At 65.1% G+C, this 17,761-nt stretch carries 17 protein-coding genes; 8 read left to right on the top strand and 9 right to left on the bottom strand.

What is annotated here, in order from left to right; all coding sequences use genetic code 11:
* Nucleotides 1-32 precede the first annotated feature (32 nt).
* Both ACQPYM_RS13115 and ACQPYM_RS13110 read left to right on the top strand, forming a co-directional pair.
* A complete protein-coding gene (locus tag ACQPYM_RS13115) occupies nt 33-683 on the top strand; it encodes a TauD/TfdA family dioxygenase (RefSeq protein WP_433019942.1) in 651 nt (216 codons plus the stop codon).
* On the top strand, nt 680-1,591 hold the full coding sequence (locus ACQPYM_RS13110; protein WP_433019939.1) for a hypothetical protein: 912 nt from the start codon (nt 680-682) through the stop codon (nt 1,589-1,591). The genes ACQPYM_RS13115 and ACQPYM_RS13110 overlap by 4 nt, the downstream gene beginning before the upstream one ends.
* A gap of 179 nt (nt 1,592-1,770) precedes the next feature.
* On the opposite strand, the gene ACQPYM_RS13105 is transcribed toward ACQPYM_RS13110, so the two are convergent.
* From ACQPYM_RS13105 to ACQPYM_RS13090, 4 genes are all read right to left on the bottom strand, one after another.
* The gene (locus ACQPYM_RS13105; protein WP_433019936.1) at nt 1,771-2,526 is read right to left on the bottom strand and encodes a hypothetical protein; all 756 of its coding nucleotides are present in this window, start codon (nt 2,524-2,526) and stop codon (nt 1,771-1,773) included.
* Nucleotides 2,527-2,794: 268 nt separating this feature from the next.
* Nucleotides 2,795-4,249 (bottom strand): mCpol domain-containing protein, encoded by a 1,455-nt coding sequence (locus ACQPYM_RS13100; RefSeq protein ID WP_433019934.1) that lies wholly within the window; start codon nt 4,247-4,249, stop codon nt 2,795-2,797.
* Between the two features lie 167 nt (nt 4,250-4,416).
* A complete protein-coding gene (locus ACQPYM_RS13095; RefSeq protein WP_433019931.1) occupies nt 4,417-6,075 on the bottom strand; it encodes a GntR family transcriptional regulator in 1,659 nt (552 codons plus the stop codon).
* 295 nt (nt 6,076-6,370) lie between these two features.
* Complete coding sequence (locus ACQPYM_RS13090; protein ID WP_433019928.1) at nt 6,371-7,324, bottom strand: hypothetical protein; 954 nt, start codon at nt 7,322-7,324, stop codon at nt 6,371-6,373.
* Nucleotides 7,325-7,519: 195 nt separating this feature from the next.
* On the opposite strand from ACQPYM_RS13090, the gene ACQPYM_RS13085 reads away from it, so the two are divergent.
* Entirely contained in the window at nt 7,520-8,461 is a 942-nt protein-coding gene (locus ACQPYM_RS13085) for an aldo/keto reductase (RefSeq protein WP_433019925.1), read from the top strand.
* 65 nt (nt 8,462-8,526) lie between these two features.
* Nucleotides 8,527-9,237 carry a YdcF family protein gene (locus tag ACQPYM_RS13080; RefSeq protein ID WP_433019922.1) on the top strand — a complete coding sequence of 237 codons (711 nt, stop codon included), beginning with the start codon at nt 8,527-8,529 and terminating at the stop codon, nt 9,235-9,237.
* A 48-nt stretch (nt 9,238-9,285) separates the two neighbouring features.
* On the opposite strand, the gene ACQPYM_RS13075 is transcribed toward ACQPYM_RS13080, so the two are convergent.
* The gene (locus tag ACQPYM_RS13075) at nt 9,286-9,675 is read right to left on the bottom strand and encodes a nuclear transport factor 2 family protein (protein WP_433019919.1); all 390 of its coding nucleotides are present in this window, start codon (nt 9,673-9,675) and stop codon (nt 9,286-9,288) included.
* A 140-nt stretch (nt 9,676-9,815) separates the two neighbouring features.
* On the opposite strand from ACQPYM_RS13075, the gene ACQPYM_RS13070 reads away from it, so the two are divergent.
* A complete protein-coding gene (locus ACQPYM_RS13070; RefSeq protein WP_433019916.1) occupies nt 9,816-10,166 on the top strand; it encodes a winged helix-turn-helix transcriptional regulator in 351 nt (116 codons plus the stop codon).
* Here the strand turns inward: ACQPYM_RS13070 and ACQPYM_RS13065 are convergent.
* Nucleotides 10,142-10,918, bottom strand: a complete 777-nt coding sequence (locus ACQPYM_RS13065; RefSeq protein ID WP_433019913.1) for an alpha/beta fold hydrolase — start codon at nt 10,916-10,918, stop codon at nt 10,142-10,144. The two genes, ACQPYM_RS13070 and ACQPYM_RS13065, sit on opposite strands and share 25 nt — an antisense overlap.
* A 139-nt stretch (nt 10,919-11,057) precedes the next feature.
* Between ACQPYM_RS13065 and ACQPYM_RS13060 the strand changes: the two genes are divergently transcribed.
* The 3 genes from ACQPYM_RS13060 to ACQPYM_RS13050 all read left to right on the top strand — a co-directional run bounded on the left by ACQPYM_RS13060 (nt 11,058) and on the right by ACQPYM_RS13050 (nt 13,250).
* A complete protein-coding gene (locus ACQPYM_RS13060) occupies nt 11,058-12,020 on the top strand; it encodes a LysR family transcriptional regulator (RefSeq protein WP_433019910.1) in 963 nt (320 codons plus the stop codon).
* 141 nt (nt 12,021-12,161) lie between these two features.
* On the top strand, nt 12,162-12,326 hold the full coding sequence (locus ACQPYM_RS13055; RefSeq protein ID WP_433019907.1) for a hypothetical protein: 165 nt from the start codon (nt 12,162-12,164) through the stop codon (nt 12,324-12,326).
* A gap of 171 nt (nt 12,327-12,497) precedes the next feature.
* Nucleotides 12,498-13,250, top strand: coding sequence for a GntR family transcriptional regulator (locus ACQPYM_RS13050; RefSeq protein ID WP_433019904.1), 753 nt, complete (start codon nt 12,498-12,500; stop codon nt 13,248-13,250).
* Nucleotides 13,251-13,462: 212 nt separating this feature from the next.
* Here ACQPYM_RS13050 and ACQPYM_RS13045 read toward each other — a convergent pair whose 3' ends face one another.
* The 3 genes from ACQPYM_RS13045 to ACQPYM_RS13035 all read right to left on the bottom strand — a co-directional run bounded on the left by ACQPYM_RS13045 (nt 13,463) and on the right by ACQPYM_RS13035 (nt 17,750).
* Nucleotides 13,463-13,999: a hypothetical protein gene (locus ACQPYM_RS13045; RefSeq protein ID WP_433019902.1), complete on the bottom strand. Its 537-nt coding sequence runs from the start codon at nt 13,997-13,999 to the stop codon at nt 13,463-13,465.
* 1 nt (nt 14,000) lies between these two features.
* Nucleotides 14,001-15,500 (bottom strand): Nramp family divalent metal transporter, encoded by a 1,500-nt coding sequence (locus tag ACQPYM_RS13040; RefSeq protein WP_433019899.1) that lies wholly within the window; start codon nt 15,498-15,500, stop codon nt 14,001-14,003.
* Between the two features lie 105 nt (nt 15,501-15,605).
* On the bottom strand, nt 15,606-17,750 hold the full coding sequence (locus tag ACQPYM_RS13035) for an acetate--CoA ligase family protein (protein WP_433019896.1): 2,145 nt from the start codon (nt 17,748-17,750) through the stop codon (nt 15,606-15,608).
* Nucleotides 17,751-17,761: the final 11 nt, after the last annotated feature.

The raw sequence follows: 17,761 nt of genomic DNA, 5'->3' as shown, positions 1-17,761 counted from the left end.
CCGCACACCGAGGCGACTACTGGAGGCGGCAGATGCAGTTTGAAGTGAGTGGACTAGCTCGCAAAGCGGTCGATGCTGGCTGGGCCAGCGGGCCTGGAGATCTTTTAGCGGTCCAACTCACAGCGGGGGTGCTCGGGTGGACCGAGGTACCCACAAGACGTGGTGAACAGGTACTCACCACGTTGACCCCCTCGGAGACCGAGGACGCCAAACCTCGGTCACTCAGCGCCATTTACGGCCTCGCCCAGCTCCCCCTGCATACCGACGGAGCCCACCTCGAGCGCCCACCAGACTTCGTCGTACTGATCGCCGAAGCGCCGAGCGCCACTGCAACGCGCCTGTGGGTCGCCGCCCCAGCCACGTCGGCGTTTCCAATGGACGATGCACAGCACGGCGTCTTCCTAGTTGACGGCGGGCGGGACAAGTTCTACTCCACGGCATCCTCATCTGACGGACATATTCGCTATGACCCAGGCTGTATGCATCCGTGCGATCCCAGGGCGATCCGAACTGCCAACTACTTCGAAAACCAGGAGGAGAACGCCACCCGCCTCGAATGGACCGGGGCAGGCGTTCTGATAATCGACAACCGGCGCACCCTGCACGGGCGCGAGGCCGTGACAACCAGTGACGTGGCTCGGGTACTCCGAAGGATCGCCTACCACGCTAAGGATGAACAATGATTCTGCCTTACGACCCCGAGGCATTGTGGCTGAAATCGAAGATGTTTTTGAACCGAGCCATGGAACCGGGTAGTGATAGGGCATTTGAAGAACGCTCTTTTTGGGCAGCCGCAGCTTTGGAACTACTAGGAAAAGCTGCGCTAGCGAAGATATCGCCCTTGCTGATCGCAGACCCGAAAGAAGATGGCAAGAACATCCTAATCGCGGCTGGCGTACTGAAAGGCGGAGGACGATTCGTTTCAGTCAGTGCCGCGACAGTCTTCCGTAGATGCGCTCGCGCCTTCTTCCCGTTTGACGACGACGGTGCTATCCGGATCGCGAACGGCCGGAACGAGTACATGCACGGGCCTGGGAGTGGGCTAACACCACTGCCCGAGGAGCAGTGGTGGGCGCAATACTGGTCACTCGCGACCACACTTGTCGACGCACAAGATCGGAAACTCGTTGATCTGATCGGACAATCTCGGGTGCAGATTGTCGAATCATACTTAGCACTGAACGCAAAGAATATTGAATCCCGGACCCAATCATTGATTGCCCGTGCCAAACAAAGATTCGACTTCGAGCGCGAAGGGTCAGCGCCCGCGAAGGTGCAAGCCGACTGGGCGAAGATCATGAAAGCAGATAGCCAGCTACCATACAAGGCGGAGCAGCAATGTCCGGCTTGCGGCTCAGTCGGGTTCATCGAGGGCGACGAGACCGTTGACGTGGAGTTCGATTACGACAACCGGGACGACGACGGCGCTCTTCTCGCACGGGTGACCGTCCCGTCCGAGCGCTTCTCATGTCCGGCCTGTCGTCTAGTTCTGGACAGCTTCCCACTTATTGAGCAGGCCGGCTTACCGGACTACTTTGAGACTGACGACGACGCTGAGGAGTACATGGAGCCGGACTACGGCAACGACTAGCCAGGCAGCCTCGCAACCATGTAGAGGTCTCGTGACACGGTTCATGACAAGAACTGGCGTCAACCAGTGCTGGTGAAGGCGGCCAACAGCGACATCGGTGAGACTTGTGACGCTTGAAGGGGCCCAGTGAGATCGGGTCACGCAGCCTTCTAGTCCGCAGGTCCACAGTCCGAAGCGCATCACCGGTGCACGTCGAAGGCTTCGCCAAGTGCATCGTCGAAGTCGCCCTCGAATCCCTTGCGCGCAAGGGCAACCCAAATGGTTCCATCCGGGGTCCGATCGGTTCGTCGCTCGTTGCCTTGCAAAGCCGGCGCGACGATTAGTACCCCAACAAACATCTCGTCCTGAGCTTTGATCTGTGTCAGCAGTTGTCGCGTGACTCCGACTTGCCACGACCTGAGGCGACGCCCCACTGCTATTACCCACAGCTTGCGACCAAAGTTGTCGGTGACGATTGCGTCAGGCCGTGCGCCGTTCACTTGAACCTTCGGGCCGACAACAATCTCAAGGCCCAGTCGTTGGACCGAACTGGCAAGCCGGGACAGTAGAACGTACTCTCCAGCCCTAGCTTGATGGACAACCTGCGCGACCTCCGGCGCAAAGACGTACAACTCCTGCATCGCGTCGTCGACCCGCACGCGTGCGTCAGGCGGCACGGCTTCTATAACTGCCTCGATTGCCTCGCCGACTATTTCGACCCATTCCGCCTCACTCTCGCCAACTTTGAGTCGCGTAGGCATCACACCCGCGATGCCGATGAGCACGAACAGCGAACCGCTGACGATAAGAGCAACAGGTCCAGCCTCAACGTCTCGGGTAAATGTTGCTGTCCCCCCGGCAGATAGCAAGACGGCACCGACTAGTCCAGTGAGCCATCGAGCCAGCGGATCAAGCTTGACTGCCCGGCGCCTCGGAGACGGTTGTTCCTCACCCATTGAGCCACCAATCCTCGTAGATGCGCTAGGCCTTCGCTACGCGCCGTTCACCGCTGTGGCCGGCGCATCTGTCTATCGTCGCTACTCCGGCAGCTGGCACAGCGTTGACTCAAAGCCGACCGCGCGCCCCTCAGATCACCAGCGCCGAACCCGTGATTCTGCCAGTCGGTCGTGGAACTAGCGCAGCTGTTTACTACTTGCGCCAGTTCGCTGCCCGTTGTGCCGAGGCACAAGCCAGGCGCCGGTAACATAGAATCTGCGTACGTCATTACACAGAGTCGTCACTACGGGACGTATTCTTGCCTGACGCCTTGGCAAGTCGGAGATTTGCATAGGCGGACCGTACATCCTCACCGATGCCGCACGAGAATCGAAACGCATCGGCTTTCCGCAGGCCGTCGACGCACTGTTGGAATCTGGTCACCGCCTCCGGGACTACAGCGAATATTGCGCTGTCGCCTGCACTTGATATCAGCTGCACCCCTGGAACTATTTCGAGCGCGTCGATGGTTCGTTGGACCTTAGTCGATACGGCCGAACTATAGTCGATTGCGCCCTGTAATTCGTTGCTGAGGAAATGTCGCTCCATACCACTTCCAACGTCGTCGCCATCGATAATCGCGAGGAATCGACCATCGTGAGCGCCGTCGACCGCTGCATGTTCAGGCCGATGCCGGGTCCATGGGATCAACTTCGAACTTCTCGGCAGCAAGGCGCCGGCCGCAAACGCGATCAGCGAAGGACCGTTGATGAAGAGCAAGACCTCTACGTCGTCCGACCCGTAACATTCCCTGGCATGAGCTCTCCATTGCTTGTCAATGAAGTGCATAAACCTCTGCGCACCCTCAGCCTTGAGAGCAGCGATAAGCGCGTCGGGCGAGATGGTAATGAAGAGCGCCCTGTCACAGAACTGACCACTATCGATGGCATAACTGTGATCGTCTCCACCAGTCACGGCTTCGATCACGCTTTTCCTGAATGGGGCGACGCTTCCATCATTGGCGGAGGCGAACACTGCGAGTGCGAGCCGACGTGGGGGTTGTATGCCGCTAGGTAGATGGCCGCGAAGGTCCTCGAGATCCACGTTCCCAGGGTCTGCGCCACCCTCGGTCGTCTGCGTGAGGTCAATCTTGTAGTACTCGGCAGGAACTCGCCGATCGTACGTGGAGATGTAACAGACCTTCACCGCGAGCCGGGGAGCTCCCCTACCGCCGCCGAGCAGCTCCCTACCGTTTGCCCAGACATCCGCACTGGCTCGGCCAAGGTGGAACGACTGCTCTTGGCGGCAATGCAGGTACAGAAACACGTCTGAATCGCTCGAACGCGCGTCCAGCTCTGCTAGCCGGTGGCGGATGGTCTCGATTGCCCACTTAGCTCTTGAGCTCGGCGCCTGCGCAGTCTCCGGACTTTCCGGTCCCGATCGGAACCAGCCGCGGTGCTTCGTACCCATGAAGTGATCGATCTGCTTGACGATCTTGTCGGTCTCGTCGACGTCCGGCGCCTCTGGAAGGCTGACAAGGACGGCGACACCCTCCCGGCGATGATCACGCCACCACAGAACGCATCCAACGGTCCCGGCCAGGCCCCAAACGAACCACAGATAGCCCTTGCCGAACGTAAGCAGCAACTCGGGCACCGCTCCACCAAAAAGCGCTGCCGACAGCCAGAATCCAAACTGGCGTACGTCCAGCCGTGCGACACCCCTGCGGAGGCTGATGCCCATCTCTTGCTTCCCAACATGTCGTCTGATCTGGTGCAATCTACCGTCGGCCAACGCGCAGTCTTGCCGATGGGCGCCTCCGTGCTACATCTTGGTCGACGCAGGGCCGGGCCAGGGGCCTCCAACCCATTGTTGATGCGGGAAGCGGATGGAAGATGTGCGCCTCGCCGTCAGCTCGACTTCTCACTCGCTTCGCGCTTGTGAGCGACTGTTGCGCGAACGCCACGCGATGCATTTACGAGGCCAGCATCGACCAGCAGCTTGACGGCGCGATGGGCAGTGCTCACGGCCACGCCGTATGTCTCAGATAGCGCCTTCATGGTCGGCAGCGGATCGCCTGGCGCGACCAAGCCGCTCGTGATCGCACCTTGAAGGTCGGCGGCGATGTTCCGGTACGGCTCGTGAACACCGTCGTCGGCGTGCGGAAGCCGCAGGATCTGAGCTGCCGCGTTGTTCTCGGCACTCGTTCGGGCCGTCGGCCGGGTCGGCATGCGCACGATCATGGCGCCGGCAGCGCGTTGGGATCGTTCGGCGTGGTAGGCAGTGTAGGACTTGAGGGTGGTGGACCCTCCGCCGCCGTGTCCGAGGCGTGAGGCGACGACGTTGATGTCGGCGCCGGCGGCGATCAGTTCGGTTGCGTTGTAGTGCCGCCAGTTCTTGAGCTCAGCGTCGATTCCGAGGCGTGCGGCCATACGACTGAACTTCTGTGTCGCCGTGTCGGGCTTCAGAGGCGCTAGACCGTCTGGATCCGGCGAGAAGACGTACGCAGTGGGGCGCAGCCTGATGCCGAGTGTTTGAGCCTCGGCGTTCTTCCGCTTGCGGCGCTCCTGGAGCATGAGACGCGTTTCCGGATCGAGGACAGTTCGGCGCTGCTGGTGGGTCTTGGTGTCCTTGATCTGCCAGCCTCCGCCCGGAGCCTTGGCGAGGGCCTGGTGCACGTCGATGACCGCGGCTTCGGCTGAGTCCGCCGGATCCTCGAAGTGCTGCCATTGGAGTGCGCAGTGTTCGCCGCGACGGTTACCAGTGGTGGCCTTCGCGAAAATGAACTCACCCCAGTCCTCGCTGATCGCGTAGGCGGCGTTGATCAGCTGCGCCGCCTCGGCAGCGGAGGGCGGCTTAGGGTTCGGCTTGGGCATCGACGGTTTGTCTGCCTGGTCAGCCGGGTTCTTCGAAATCCACTTCCACTTGACGCCGCGGGCGAGGGCGCCGCTGATGATCCAGTGGACTGTACGGATGGTGTTGTCAGCGAGAGGGACACAGGCGTGCGGTTTGCACGCGCGGCGGCAGGCGCGGCAGCCATCGGTGTTCGCCGGCACACAGGGCTCGTCGCGGTGCTCGTCACAGACGTGCCCCGACATGTCGGTCCTGTGGTCGACGAGCCTTTGACGTTTGGTGCAGTGTTTCGAGCATCTGCGCATGGCGGCGTACAGAGTGTCGAGCGCCTCGGAGTCCCGCAGCTGGGTCAGCGGCAACGCGCCCAGGTATGGCGCGATATGGCGACGGTACTTCGACTCGTAGTCACGGCGAGTCGACTCCGCGATGTCGAGAACCTCCAAGTGACGCTCGATCAGCTGGCCGAGTGAAGCACGCGTCTTTGGGTTGCGCTGCTCGTCGACCTCGTTAATGAGCCTGGTCTTGGCTTGCTTGACGAGCTTCTTCTGGTCCGGTCCCGGCTTGATCGTGTCGGTGAGGTACAGCCGCGTCTTCGTTACCTGATCGAGGCCGGCGTACACCTTCACCCGCACCGAGCCGGAGGGGAGCAACTCCTCCTCACCTCGACCGCGCGGCTGCGGTGCGTCCTTCTCGGCAGGAGTACGCGGCTTGGCCATGGGCCAAGTCTAGGCCACGAACGTGGGGCCATTCGTGGTGCGAACTGGCGTCAACTGGAGTGCTTTGAAGCCGCTAGCGGGGCGCAGAGCGCAACGCCTGTAGGCGTGAGCGGACTCCTGCGGGAGTGAGCGACATACTTCTAATCCGTTGGTCGCAGGTTCGAATCCTGCCGGGCGCGCAACACAGAGCTCCAGGTCAGTCGCACACCAGGGCAGCACGGATAAAGCCCAGGACGGGTGACCTGGGCTTTTCCGGTACTACGAATTGGTGGTGCTCAGCGCATTGGGCGGAAAGTCACTCGCCGATGAGCTGGGTGTTGGCGGTGTACCGCATGTGGACGGTGCCGTCCTGCGGCAGGGCGACGCTCCCGATGGTGTTGACGATGGTCTGCGCGCCGTTCGCCCTGCTGAGGGCGTACACGGTGGCCGTGTTGGCCGTGTTGTTGAAGCCGGTGAGCAGCGTGCCGCCGTTGTTGCCGCAGCGCTCGGCGACCAGCTGGTGGTAGGCGCCGAAGCCGGTGGTGCGGACCGCCTTGAGGGTGCCCTTCAGTACCTGCGTCTTGGGGAGGCGGATGGTGTAGATCCCGCCGGCCTTGGTGACCCCCAGCAGCGTGTCGTAGGTCGCGGTCTCGGAGATCGTGGTGATCGACCTGAAGGACTTGTAGCCGGCCGCGCTACCGGCGGCCGCGACCGGACCGGTGGTGCCCCTGATGTGGTAGCGGTACAGCGTGCCGTTCGTGTTCAGGCCGTAGAGGAACATCGGGCCGACGACTCCCGTCGAGCTGGCGTAGCGCGAGCTGGCCAGGGAGGTGAAGCTGCTCCACCCGGAGCCGAGCCTCTTCGAACTGACCACCGGAGCTGACGTCGGAGTCTTGTACGACTCGGCGGTGGCGTACAAGCTGCCGCTCACCAGGACGAGTCCGGAGTAGTACTGGGTGGTGCCCGAACCGGCCCACCCGAACCAGGTGGAGCTGGCGCGGACACCGAACAGCTTGTACGGCTTGAACGGCGACGCCTTCACCGGCTTGGTCGCGGTGATTGTGTAGCCACCGTTCTGACCGGTGGCAGTCACGGCACCGACATCGACCGCGCAGGCCCCGGCGGCCAGCGCTTTGGCCGTGGACTCTCCTAGCACCCCCGCCCGCGGCTGGGGCTTGCCCTGCACCTCCGCGGTGGCCTGGTTGGCCGCCACAGCCCCCGTGACCAGGCTCAGCCCAGCCACTGCAAGAGCAAAACGACGAATTCTCATCTGCGAGTTCTCCCTTGGTATCCGATGCCCCCCGAGGGCTTCTCGCACCGACAAATGTCGGCTCACCCTAGCGACTCAGAGGTCTACACCAGAAAGGATTTGCACCAAGCTGCAATCAGCGCACAAGCACCCGCACACAAAGAGATCTGGTCACGGCCCTAGCCCTGAGGAAGGTGTCGGAGTTACCCTGTCCTCATGCATAAGACGGATGTGAACGCAGATCTCATCTCAACCGTATCATCTCACGAGTCAGAGCGCAAGCCCGCCATAGCGGCCGGCGTCTGGAACCTGGCGGGACAGGACATCCACCGGATCGGCTTCGGCGCCAAGCGCCTCGGTGGTGGCGGGTCGACGACCAGTGCCGAGCAAGTGACCGACCTCCTGCGCCGGGTCGTCGAGCTCGGGATCAACCACATCGACACCGCCGCGTTCTACCCCTCGGTCGGGCGGGCCGGCGAGCGGCACGGGTTCGACAGTCTCGACTGGGCCAACGACGCCATCCGGCAGGCGCTGGCCCCCTACCCCGACGATCTCGTCATCGCGACCAAGGTCGGGCCGATGGAGCACGGGCTCGCCCGGCCGGACCAGTTGCGCGGTTTGGTCGAGGACAACCTGCGCCAACTGGGTCTGGAAACACTGGATCTGGTGTACCTGCGTCAGTCCGGGCTCGAGTCGGTCGCCGAGCACTTCGGCGTACTGGCTGAGCTGCGTCAGGCCGGCCTGATCCGGCACCTGGGGTTGTCCAACATTCGCGTCGAGCATCTCGCGCAGGCGCAGGAGCTCGGGCCCGTGGTCGCAGTACAGAACCGGTACGGCGTCGGCTTCGGCCGGGTGAACGACTCCATGCTGGAGATCTGCGGTGCGCAGGGCATCGCCTTCGTACCGTTCTTCGCGGTCACCGCCACCGGGCGGGAAGCCGGCGGGGTAGCCGAGTCCGACCCGGTCGCCACCATCGCCCGTGAGCACGGCGCAACCACCGCCCAGATCCGGATCGCCTGGACCCTCGCCAAGGGCCCGCACGTCCTCGCGATCCCCGGCACCGGCAACCCGACCCACCTCAGAGAGAACGTCGCCGCCGCCTCGATCCACCTCACCGCCGACCAACTGGCCACCCTCGACGCCATCCCCTCCGACTGACCCCCAAAGGCCGGCCCACCAGAGTCCACCAGAGCAAAGACCGAGCCGACAGGCAGACTGGATCCGTGGACACCGCGGCAGTGACGGTCATCTCGGACTACCTGGCGCGGCGGGATGTCAGCACCCCCGTCGACGCCGGGCTGCTCGTCCTGATGGGAAGCGCCGTCCTGGAGTCCGTCGAGGTGGCTGCGCAAACCTGGCAAGCGGGCCTGGTGCCACGCATCCTGATCAGCGGAGGAATCGGTCACTCCACGCGGCATCTCCTGGCGAAGGTCGGCGAAACAGGCCTTCGCCCGGAGGCGCACATCTTCCGCGACCTGCTGATCCGCCAGTACGGCGTACCGGCGGCTGCGATCGAGGTCGAGGATCGGTCAACCAACTGCGGGGAGAACGCTGAGTTCACTCGTGCGCTCGTCGATCGGGGGCAGCGACTCCTGCTGGTGCAGGACCCGACGATGCAGCGGCGGACCCACGCATCGTTCGAGCGGTCGTTCCGCGACCTCCCCGGCACCGAGTTGATCAGCTTCGCGCCCGTCGTTCCCTGGATCGGCCCGTACTACGTCGCGGCGGCGGCCGGCGGGCCCGCGATCTGGGAGCGCGAGCGGTTCGTGTCGCTGGTGCTCGGGGAGATCCGGCGGCTGCGGGACGACCAGGACGGGTACGGTCCACGCGGCCGGAACTTCATCGACCGGGTGGACCTGCTGCCCGCCGTACTCGATGCCTACAGCAACCTCACGAGCCGGCACCCAGAGCTGATCCGCCCGGCCGGAGGCTGAGGGGTGAGTATCCGGCCGGGCGGGGACTGAGGGGGCAATCCCGAGGGGTCAGCCCCAGAAGGCGTCTTCGGCGGGCTGGTCGGCGGAGAACAGCCAGGCTTCGACGATCTTGCCATCGGCAACCTTCAGCAGGTCGACACCGTCCTGGCCGAGGTCGGCGCCGGACCGCTTCGCGGTGAAGTGGATCGGCGCCGCGACCAGATCGCCGTTCAGCATCGGCGGTCCGGTCAGCGCCAGTTCGAAGGTGCCTTCGCTGACCTCCATCATGCCGCCGATCATCGCGTTCACCGCGGCGGCGCCGCGCTGCGTGCCGGAGAACCGATTGCCGCCGGGCTGGTGCCAGACGATGTCCTCGGCCCACAAGGTCGCCACCGTCGCGAAGTCCTTCGCCGCCAGCGCTGCGAAGTACTGCTGAACCACTGCCACCGGGTCGCTCATCGTGCCCTCCAGATTTGGTTGTTTGCCCTTCTGGAGACCAATACTTACTATTGGTGACTGTTAACTTCAACGTAACTAATGGGCGGGCCGCGATGTCGCAACCAAAAACTTACGCTCCCCCGTCGGGCCGGAGCTGGAACGTGCTGTCCAGCCAGTGCCCGTCCCGGACGTCGCTGGCCCGGATCGCGAACAAGTGGACCGCGATGATCGTCGCGGTGCTCGAGAGCGGCCCGATGCGCTTCGGCGACATCCGGACCGCCCTCGAAGGCATCAGCGGCAAGGTGCTGACCGACACCCTCCGCGACCTGGAGCGCGACGGCATGGTCACCAGACGCACGTACGCCGAGGTCCCACCGCGCGTCGAGTACGAACTGACCCCGCTCGGCCACACCCTCGAGGGCCCTTTGACCGCCCTCTGCCGCTGGGCCGAAGACCACATCCCTGAGGTACTGGCCGCCCGAGACGCCTACGACGACCGCCGACCCAAGTAGAAGGTCTTGAGGGCTGGCGCCAGGACCTCCGGTGGGACTTGGTGGAACTCGCCGGGGAGACCCAGGAGCTTGGCGTTGGGGAGGGTGGCTGCGGTTGTTCTGACTGCGGTTTGGAGCCACTCGGGGCTGCTGGTGCTGTGCAGGGCGAGGGTGGGAGTCGGTGTGGACGACAGGAGGTCGGTCGGGACGGCGCTGTCGCCCAACTGGAGGGCGTCGTAGATCAGGGTGTGGGCCATCGCTTCGAGGGACTTCCACATCGGGGTGCCCTTGAAGCTGTCGACCATTTCCTGGGGCTGTCCGACCGCCTCGACCATGAAGAGCTCAGCGGCTCCACCGGGATTGCCGGCGGCGATGAACTCCCGCAGGCGTTCGAGATAGCGGTCCGGGGCCGGCGGGGCGCCCTCTACCCGGAACGGCGGTTCCATCACGGCCAGCTTCTCGAAGGCGGCCGCCGCGCGGAGCAGGATCATCACGCCGGACGAGTCGGCATACCCATAGACAGCGCCCGTCTGCTCTCGGAGCGCTTGGAGATCCTCCACTTCCCGCTCGATCGCGTACTGCGGATTGTCGGTGCTGTCGCCGCGGCCGCGACGGTCGTAGGTGATGACGGTGAAGGACGACGACAACGCGGTCGCCAGCGGGACGTAGTACGAGCGGTCGGTGAAGGCGCCGGGGGTGAGGATCAGGCCAGGGCCGCTGCCGAAGGTGTCGTAGGCGATGCGGGTTCCGTCAGGTGAGGTGATTGTCTCCATGCCCAGGCGTCGAACGACCCCACCCAAGATGGACACCCCAGAGATGTGACTTGGATCACATCTGGCATCTTCCCGCCGCCTACCCTGCCGCGTAGTGTTGGATTATGTATACAGACGAACGGTATTCCGTCGGCAGTTCGTGGAAGCGGGGCTGATCGCCATGCTGCTGCGCCAGCTCGAGTACCTCGTCTCGCTCGCCCGGGAGCGGCATTTCGCCCGCGCCGCCGATGCCTGTTACGTCTCCCAGCCGTCGCTGTCCGCCGCGATCCGCAAGCTGGAGCAGGAGCTGGACGTCCCGATCGTCCGGCGCGGTCGCCGATACGAGGGCCTCACCCCCGAAGGTGAACGCGTACTGCTCTGGGCCCAGCGCATTCTCGCCGAGCAACAATCCCTGAAACACGAGCTCTCGATGATGCGCGGCGGCCTCACCGGCACGTTGCGGCTCGGCGCCATCCCCACCGCCATGCCGGTCGTCTCGCTGCTGACCACACCGTTCTGCGCGAAGCACAGCCAGGCCCGGGTGACCATCGAGTCACTCTCATCGCGCGACATCACCCAGAAGCTCGCGGAGTTCGAGCTCGACGTCGCGATGACCTATCTCGACGACGACACCCTCGGCCAGGTCCGCAAGACCCCTCTGTACGAGGAGCGCTATCTCCTACTGACGCCGGAGGACGGCGATCTCGCGGAGTTGCCCGTCGCCACTTGGGCGCAGGTGTCCGAGCAACCACTCTGTCTGCTCTCACCCCAGATGCGGAACCGCCGGATCATGAACGGCTACTTCACCGACGACGGCGTGACGGCCACGCCCGCGATCGAGAGCGACACCGTCTCGGGCCTCTACAGCCACCTGCGCGGCAACCACTGGTCGACGGTCATCTCCCATGCGTGGCTGCACATGTTCGGCGTACCGGCGGGGATGAAGGTCGTGCCGTTGAAGAGTCCCGCGCACGGTCCGCGCGTCGGCCTGGTGATCGCGGCACGCAGTCCCGAGCCCGTACTCGCTCGCGCCCTGCTCGACGTCGCCCGGCAGGCCGGCGTACACACCGCGCTGGACGAGTTGCTCGACGTCCATCTGATGGGTTCGCAGCTCGCTCGCTAGACAAGGCCTGCTTGGGTACAGGGCTTGTAACCGGGATCACGTACGACGTAACCCGGATCACGTGTGACGTGGGCATAACCGGTGAGTACGCCTGGTTGAATGTATGCAGTAGGCAGTATTACCCACCTAGGAGAGGCAGAGATGATCTTCACCCGTAGGTTCGGCGCTCTGGCGGCCCGGCCGCAGTTCCCGGATGCACCGGAGCTGCAGCAGGAGCTGGACAGCGACGTCGAGCTCCAGCAGCACGACGGCACCACGAAGACCGAGGGCGGCCGGCGATCCGAGCGCGTGAGCACCGCCGCCTGATCAATAGGCCCGATCGGTGCTCCGGACCCACGCGTCCCACCGCGGCGGCGGACTCCCCGCGGGGCAGAATGCAGGGATCCGGAGCACCGGGAGCAGGACGATCCGCCACGGCACTTGGTAGACTGTCTACCAAGTGCCACTTGTTCTCCATCACCAGCGGGGAAGGACCTCATGACCACACTCAGCGCGGGCCCGGATGCCACCTCCGACTCCCCCGGCGTGCGGCACGTCAAGCGGCCGACGCCGCTGCGTGAGTCGGTCTACGAGGCGCTGACCGAGATGATCATCGACGGCACCCTGGAGCGTGGCCGGCACCTGGTCGAGGTGGAGCTGGCCGGCATGCTCGGCGTCTCCCGTCAGCCGGTGCGCGAGGCCCTTCAGCGGCTCAACAACGAGGGCTGGGTCGACCTGCGACCGGGCTTCGGCGCGATGGTGCACGTGCCCGCCGAGGACGAAGTGGACCAACTTCTCGCGGCCCGCGCGGCGCTCGAGTCGGAGTCGGCGCGACTGGCGGCTCGGAACCCGAGCAAGGATGCGGTGGCCAAGCTCAAGGAACTCTGCAAGGTCGGCGCGAGTCTGCAGGAGTCCGGCGACATCGACGGCGCCGTCCGGACGAACGCCGAGCTGCACGGCCTGATCACCGAGATGTCCGGCAACCGGTTCCTGGTCGACTTCGCCGGTCAGGTCGACCGTCGGGTCCGCTGGTACTACACGCCCGTCGCGCCGGTTCGCGGTGCCGCCTCCTGGCGCGAGCACACCCGGCTGGTGAAGGCGATCAGCGACGGCGACGAGGACAAGGCCGCGCAGATCATGCGCGAACACACCGAGCACACCCGCAAGGCCTACCACGACCTCCAGGCCGGCGCCGAGCCCGCGGAAACGCCGGCCCCGGAAAAGCCCCGCCGCCGCCGCACCGCCACCTGACCCAACCACCCCGCCCGGCTCCCGGCTCCCGGCTCCCGGCTCCCGACGACGTTTCAGGGGTTAACCCCCCAAACGGTGGGTTGCCCACCGTGATTCCGAGGGGGCAACCCACAATCTGAGGGGTTAACCCCTGAAAGGTTGCGGGGGTGAGGGGCGCCGGAGCGCCGGGGATGGGCTTGCCGAGGGCTGGTGAGTCAGCTGGTGCGGACGGGTCAAGCGGTGCGTTGACGGTGGCGCTTGGTGGCTGCTTTGCGTTCGGCCAGCGAGGTCGCGAGTTCGACGTACTGCTCGACGACCCGGCGGGCGTAGAGGTTGTGGTCGAGGATCCGCGGCCACCAGTGCCGGCCGAGTTGCTCGTGCATCCACAGGAAACCGATCGCGAATCCCATACTGAGCAAGGCCCGGAAGGCGAGGAACTTCAGCGGTTCCGCCGGCAGGCCCGGCGTACCGGCGACTGTCCACTCGGTGACCACCGCGTGCGCCATCAGCGCCAGCGGGAAGCCGATCACCCAGTAGACCGCCGCCGGCGCGAACACCCCGGCCGGAAGCTTGCCAAGGGCAAGCAGTACGGCGTAGCCGGCGCCGAACATCATCAGCGGTATAGCCAGCCCGAGTCCGGTGACGAGGGCCCAGCCGATGGGCTGGCCGACAAACGCGGCCAACCCACCGGCGACAAGACCGGCTGCTACTCCGACGGCGGCAGCGGGCAAGGAGAACTCCGCCAACTGCCGCCCCTTTGAGGTAGTCATCTCAGCCCACGACCACGCCGAAGCGCACCAGGCTGTAGAACAGCATGCCCAGGTAGAACACCGCGCCGAAGCCGATGATCACGTTGCGGACCGGTCCCGGCCGGATCGGTTTGGGCAGCAGCTTGTTGTTCACCAGGAGCAACACGATGCAGTACGCGCCCATCGCGAACGTGGACAGGAAGGCGAGGATGTCCAGGATGCCCGCCGGACCGTCGGCCGGCCCGAACAGCAGGATCAGGATGCCGAAGGTGATCACGCCCCAGAGGAACCCGGCGTACAGCCGCGACATCGAGAACCGCTTGGCGCCCGGGATGAAGTAGTACGTCATGTCCGCCTGGCCGCGGGAGAACGAGTCGAACAGGCCCAGCGTGGCGTTCAGGCCGATCAACGCGATGAAGGCGAAGAACATGGTGCCCAGGATCGGGCTGCCGGCCGAGGCGAAGGCATCCGACATGGCTGCCAGCGCGGCCTCCCGGTCACCGCCCTCGATCAGGTTCGCCACGTCCGGATTCTCCCGGGCCGCCGACATGGCCAGCACGGTGAAGGAGATCGTGACCAGCATCGTGATTCCCCAGAAGAGCAGCAGCGCGTCGAAGGTGACCCACTTGCGCCAGCCCTTCCACTTCTTCATCTCCTCGGGGTTCTCGGTGTCGAACATGTAGCCCCGCGACGGCATCGACTCCGCCTCGGCCGACGACCGCAGGCCGCGGATCTTCGGGATGTGCGCACCCATGCCGGCTCCGCTGTCGCGCAGCTGCAGGGTGTACCACATCTGCTGCATACCGGACGGGCCGGCGAAGGCGATCGAGCCGACCAGGATCGGGAACCAGACGTCCGACAACGCCTTGTCCGGCAGGAACCCGAACGCGAACATGCCGGACACGGTCTGGGCCAGGTCGTCCCAGCTGCCGACGATCGCCGCGATGATCGAGGTACCGACCACCAGGAAGCCGATCAGGAAGCCGAGCAGCTTCTCCAGGAAGTTGTAGATCACCGACAGCAGGCTGAACAGCACGCCGACGAAGACCAGGGCGACGCAGGCCGAGACCTGCCAGGGAATGCCGGATATTTCCTCGAACGCGGCCGCGCCGGCCGACAGATGCCCCGGCCAGATGTAGATCAGGATCGCCGCGACGTAGAAGAACCACATCAACGGTTTGAACACCCGCGCGGCGCCGAAGAAGATGCTCTCCCCGGTCGCCATCGCGTACCGCGCCATCTCCAGCAGCACGAACGCCTGCAGGGTGACACCGACCATGAACAGCCAGCGGATATCCGGACCGAACACCAGGACGAGCCGGGGCCACATGTAGGACTCACCCATGCCGACGCCCAGCGCGACCAGGAAGACGGTCGGACCGAGGATGTGCAGGGAGGGCGGAGCCGGCGGCAGCGGCCGGATCGGCATCGGTTCGAGCCGGCCGGCCTTCCAGACCCGCTCGGTAGCAGCCGCTGCCGCGGGCTCTTCGGGTACTTCTGAGGTCTTGCTTGTGACGTCCAAGGCGGACTCCTTAGATCGACGCCAGCTGACGAGACTTATCGCTCCCCCGTGCACTCCCCCCGGACCAAACGCATCACCGGCTCTCCAGAGACGTAGCAGGAACTATCAGGAACCGAGCGGACCCGCGTTCCGGGCCCAGCGGTACTTGGCGCCGAGCACCTGGACCGGTGTCTCGGTGGTGTACGGATAGGCGACGATGCCGTGTTCGAACAGGTACTGGCTGGCTTCTTCGACCTCGACGTCACCGGACAGCGAGGCGACCACGGGCTTGTCGATGCCCTTGGCCCGGTACTCCTCGACCACCTCGGCGACGAGCTTCGCGAACACCATCGGCGGTGTCACGATCGTGTGCCAGTAACCCAGGATCAGCGCGTGGATCCGGTCGTCCTGGAGACCCAGCGCGACCGTGTTCCGGTACGTCGAGGGCGGCTCGCCGCCGGTGATGTCGACCGGGTTGCCGGCCGCCCCGAACGGCGGGATGAACTTCTTGAACGCGGCGTCCAGGTCCGGCGGGATCGTCATCAGCTGCAGCCCGTTGTCGACACAGGCGTCCGACAGCAGGACCCCCGAGCCACCGGCGCCGGTGATGATGACGACGTTCTCGCCCTTCGGCGTCGGCAGCAACGGGATGCCCCGGGCGTACTGGAGCATCTCGTTCAGCCCCGGCGCCCGGACCACACCGCTCTGCCGGAGGATGTCGTCGTAGACCTTGTCGTTGCCGGCCAGCGCGCCCGTGTGCGAGCTGGCCGCCTTGGCGCCCGCGCTCGTCCGGCCGGCCTTGAGCACGACGACCGGCTTCTTCTTCGACACCCGGGCGGCCGTCTCGGCGAAGGCCCGGCCGTCCTTGAGATCTTCCAGGTGCATGGCGATCAGGTTGGTGTTGTCGTCGGTCTCGAAGAACGTGAGGAGGTCATCCTCGTCGATATCGGCCTTGTTGCCTACCCCAACGATCGCCGAAACGCCCATCCGGCTGGACCGGCTGAAGCCCAGGATGGCCATCCCGATGCCGCCGCTCTGGGACGAGAGCGCGACACTGCCCTTCACGTCGTACGGCGTACAGAACGTCGCGCACAGGCTCTCCGGCAGGTAGTAGTAGCCGTAGATGTTCGGGCCGAGGATCCGTACGCCGTGCTTGCGGGCGATCGCGACGACCTCGTCCTGCAGCTCCTGCTCGCCGGTCTCGGCGAACCCGGACGGGATCAGGATCGCCCCGGCGACACCCTTCTGACCGCACTGCTCGAGCGCCCCACCGACGAACTTGGCCGGTACGGCGAACACCGCGACGTCCACGTCACCGGGAATGTCGGTGATGGAGGGGAACGCCTTCAGCCCGAGCACCTCGCCGCCTTTGGGATTGACCGGGTAGATGTCGCCCTGGTAACCCCCGTTGACGAGGTTCTTCATCACCGAGTTGCCGATCTTGCCGTCCTCGTTCGAGGCGCCGATCACGGCCACCGCGCGCGGCTTCATGATCCGGGTCATCGCGGTCAGGATCTCGTCCTGGCTGTAGCGCTCCGCCGGCTTGCCGGCCTCGGCGTCCACGATGATCCGGAAGTCCACCGCGGTGGCACCGGCCGGCCCGGCCAGCACCGGGTTGAGGTCGACCTCGGCGAACTGCGGGAAGTCCTCGACCAGGTCGGACAGCTTGGTGATGATCGCGGCGATCGCGTCCTTGTCGACCGGCTTGGCACCGCGGACGCCGTTCAGCATCTCGTGCGCGCCGATCCCGTCGACCATCGAGCGCGCCTCGGCCGGGGTGGTCGGCGCGAGCCGGAAGGTGACGTCCTTGAGCACCTCGACCAGGACGCCACCGAGACCGAAGGCGACGATCTTGCCGAACGTCTCGTCGGTGACCGCGCCGACGATCACCTCCTGCACGTCACCGCCGGTGACCAGCATCTTCTGCACCTGCACGCCGGTGATCGCCGCATCGGCGTCATAGGCGTGAGCGTTGGCTACGATCCGCTCGTACGCCGAGACCGCGGCCTCGGCGCTGTCGACCCCGACCACCACGCCACCCGCCTCGGTCTTGTGCAGGATGTCCGGCGAGACGATCTTCAGCACGACCGGGAAGCCGATCTCGGCCGCCAGCTCAGCGGCCCCCTCGGCAGTCGTGGCCAGCCCCTCACCCGGGGTCGGGATGCCGTAGGCGTCCGCGACCCGCTTGGCCTCGGGTGCGCTCAGCGAGGTGCGGCCTTCCGCCAGCGCCTGATCGAGGACGGTCTGGACAGCTGCCTTGTCATATGTCATGCCTGAAGCTC

Source organism: Kribbella sp. CA-294648 (assembly GCF_050943845.1).
Classification (GTDB): domain Bacteria; phylum Actinomycetota; class Actinomycetes; order Propionibacteriales; family Kribbellaceae; genus Kribbella.
The sequence above is the reverse complement of the archived record's forward strand: the minus strand, read 5'-3'. Positions and strand labels throughout refer to the sequence as shown.

Bases quoted from the DNA above. Each gene is read 5' to 3' on its own strand.
- ACQPYM_RS13090 (WP_433019928.1), bottom strand. From the start codon at position 7,324: ATGAGAATTCGTCGTTTTGCTCTTGCAGTGGCTGGGCTGAGCCTGGTC.
- ACQPYM_RS13095 (WP_433019931.1), bottom strand. From the start codon at position 6,075: ATGGCCAAGCCGCGTACTCCTGCCGAGAAGGACGCACCGCAGCCGCGC.
- ACQPYM_RS13035 (WP_433019896.1), bottom strand. From the start codon at position 17,750: ATGACATATGACAAGGCAGCTGTCCAGACCGTCCTCGATCAGGCGCTG.
- ACQPYM_RS13085 (WP_433019925.1), top strand. From the start codon at position 7,520: ATGCATAAGACGGATGTGAACGCAGATCTCATCTCAACCGTATCATCT.
- ACQPYM_RS13115 (WP_433019942.1), top strand. From the start codon at position 33: ATGCAGTTTGAAGTGAGTGGACTAGCTCGCAAAGCGGTCGATGCTGGC.
- ACQPYM_RS13055 (WP_433019907.1), top strand. From the start codon at position 12,162: ATGATCTTCACCCGTAGGTTCGGCGCTCTGGCGGCCCGGCCGCAGTTC.
- ACQPYM_RS13075 (WP_433019919.1), bottom strand. From the start codon at position 9,675: ATGAGCGACCCGGTGGCAGTGGTTCAGCAGTACTTCGCAGCGCTGGCG.
- ACQPYM_RS13065 (WP_433019913.1), bottom strand. From the start codon at position 10,918: ATGGAGACAATCACCTCACCTGACGGAACCCGCATCGCCTACGACACC.
- ACQPYM_RS13045 (WP_433019902.1), bottom strand. From the start codon at position 13,999: ATGACTACCTCAAAGGGGCGGCAGTTGGCGGAGTTCTCCTTGCCCGCT.
- ACQPYM_RS13050 (WP_433019904.1), top strand. From the start codon at position 12,498: ATGACCACACTCAGCGCGGGCCCGGATGCCACCTCCGACTCCCCCGGC.
- ACQPYM_RS13110 (WP_433019939.1), top strand. From the start codon at position 680: ATGATTCTGCCTTACGACCCCGAGGCATTGTGGCTGAAATCGAAGATG.
- ACQPYM_RS13100 (WP_433019934.1), bottom strand. From the start codon at position 4,249: ATGGGCATCAGCCTCCGCAGGGGTGTCGCACGGCTGGACGTACGCCAG.
- ACQPYM_RS13105 (WP_433019936.1), bottom strand. From the start codon at position 2,526: ATGGGTGAGGAACAACCGTCTCCGAGGCGCCGGGCAGTCAAGCTTGAT.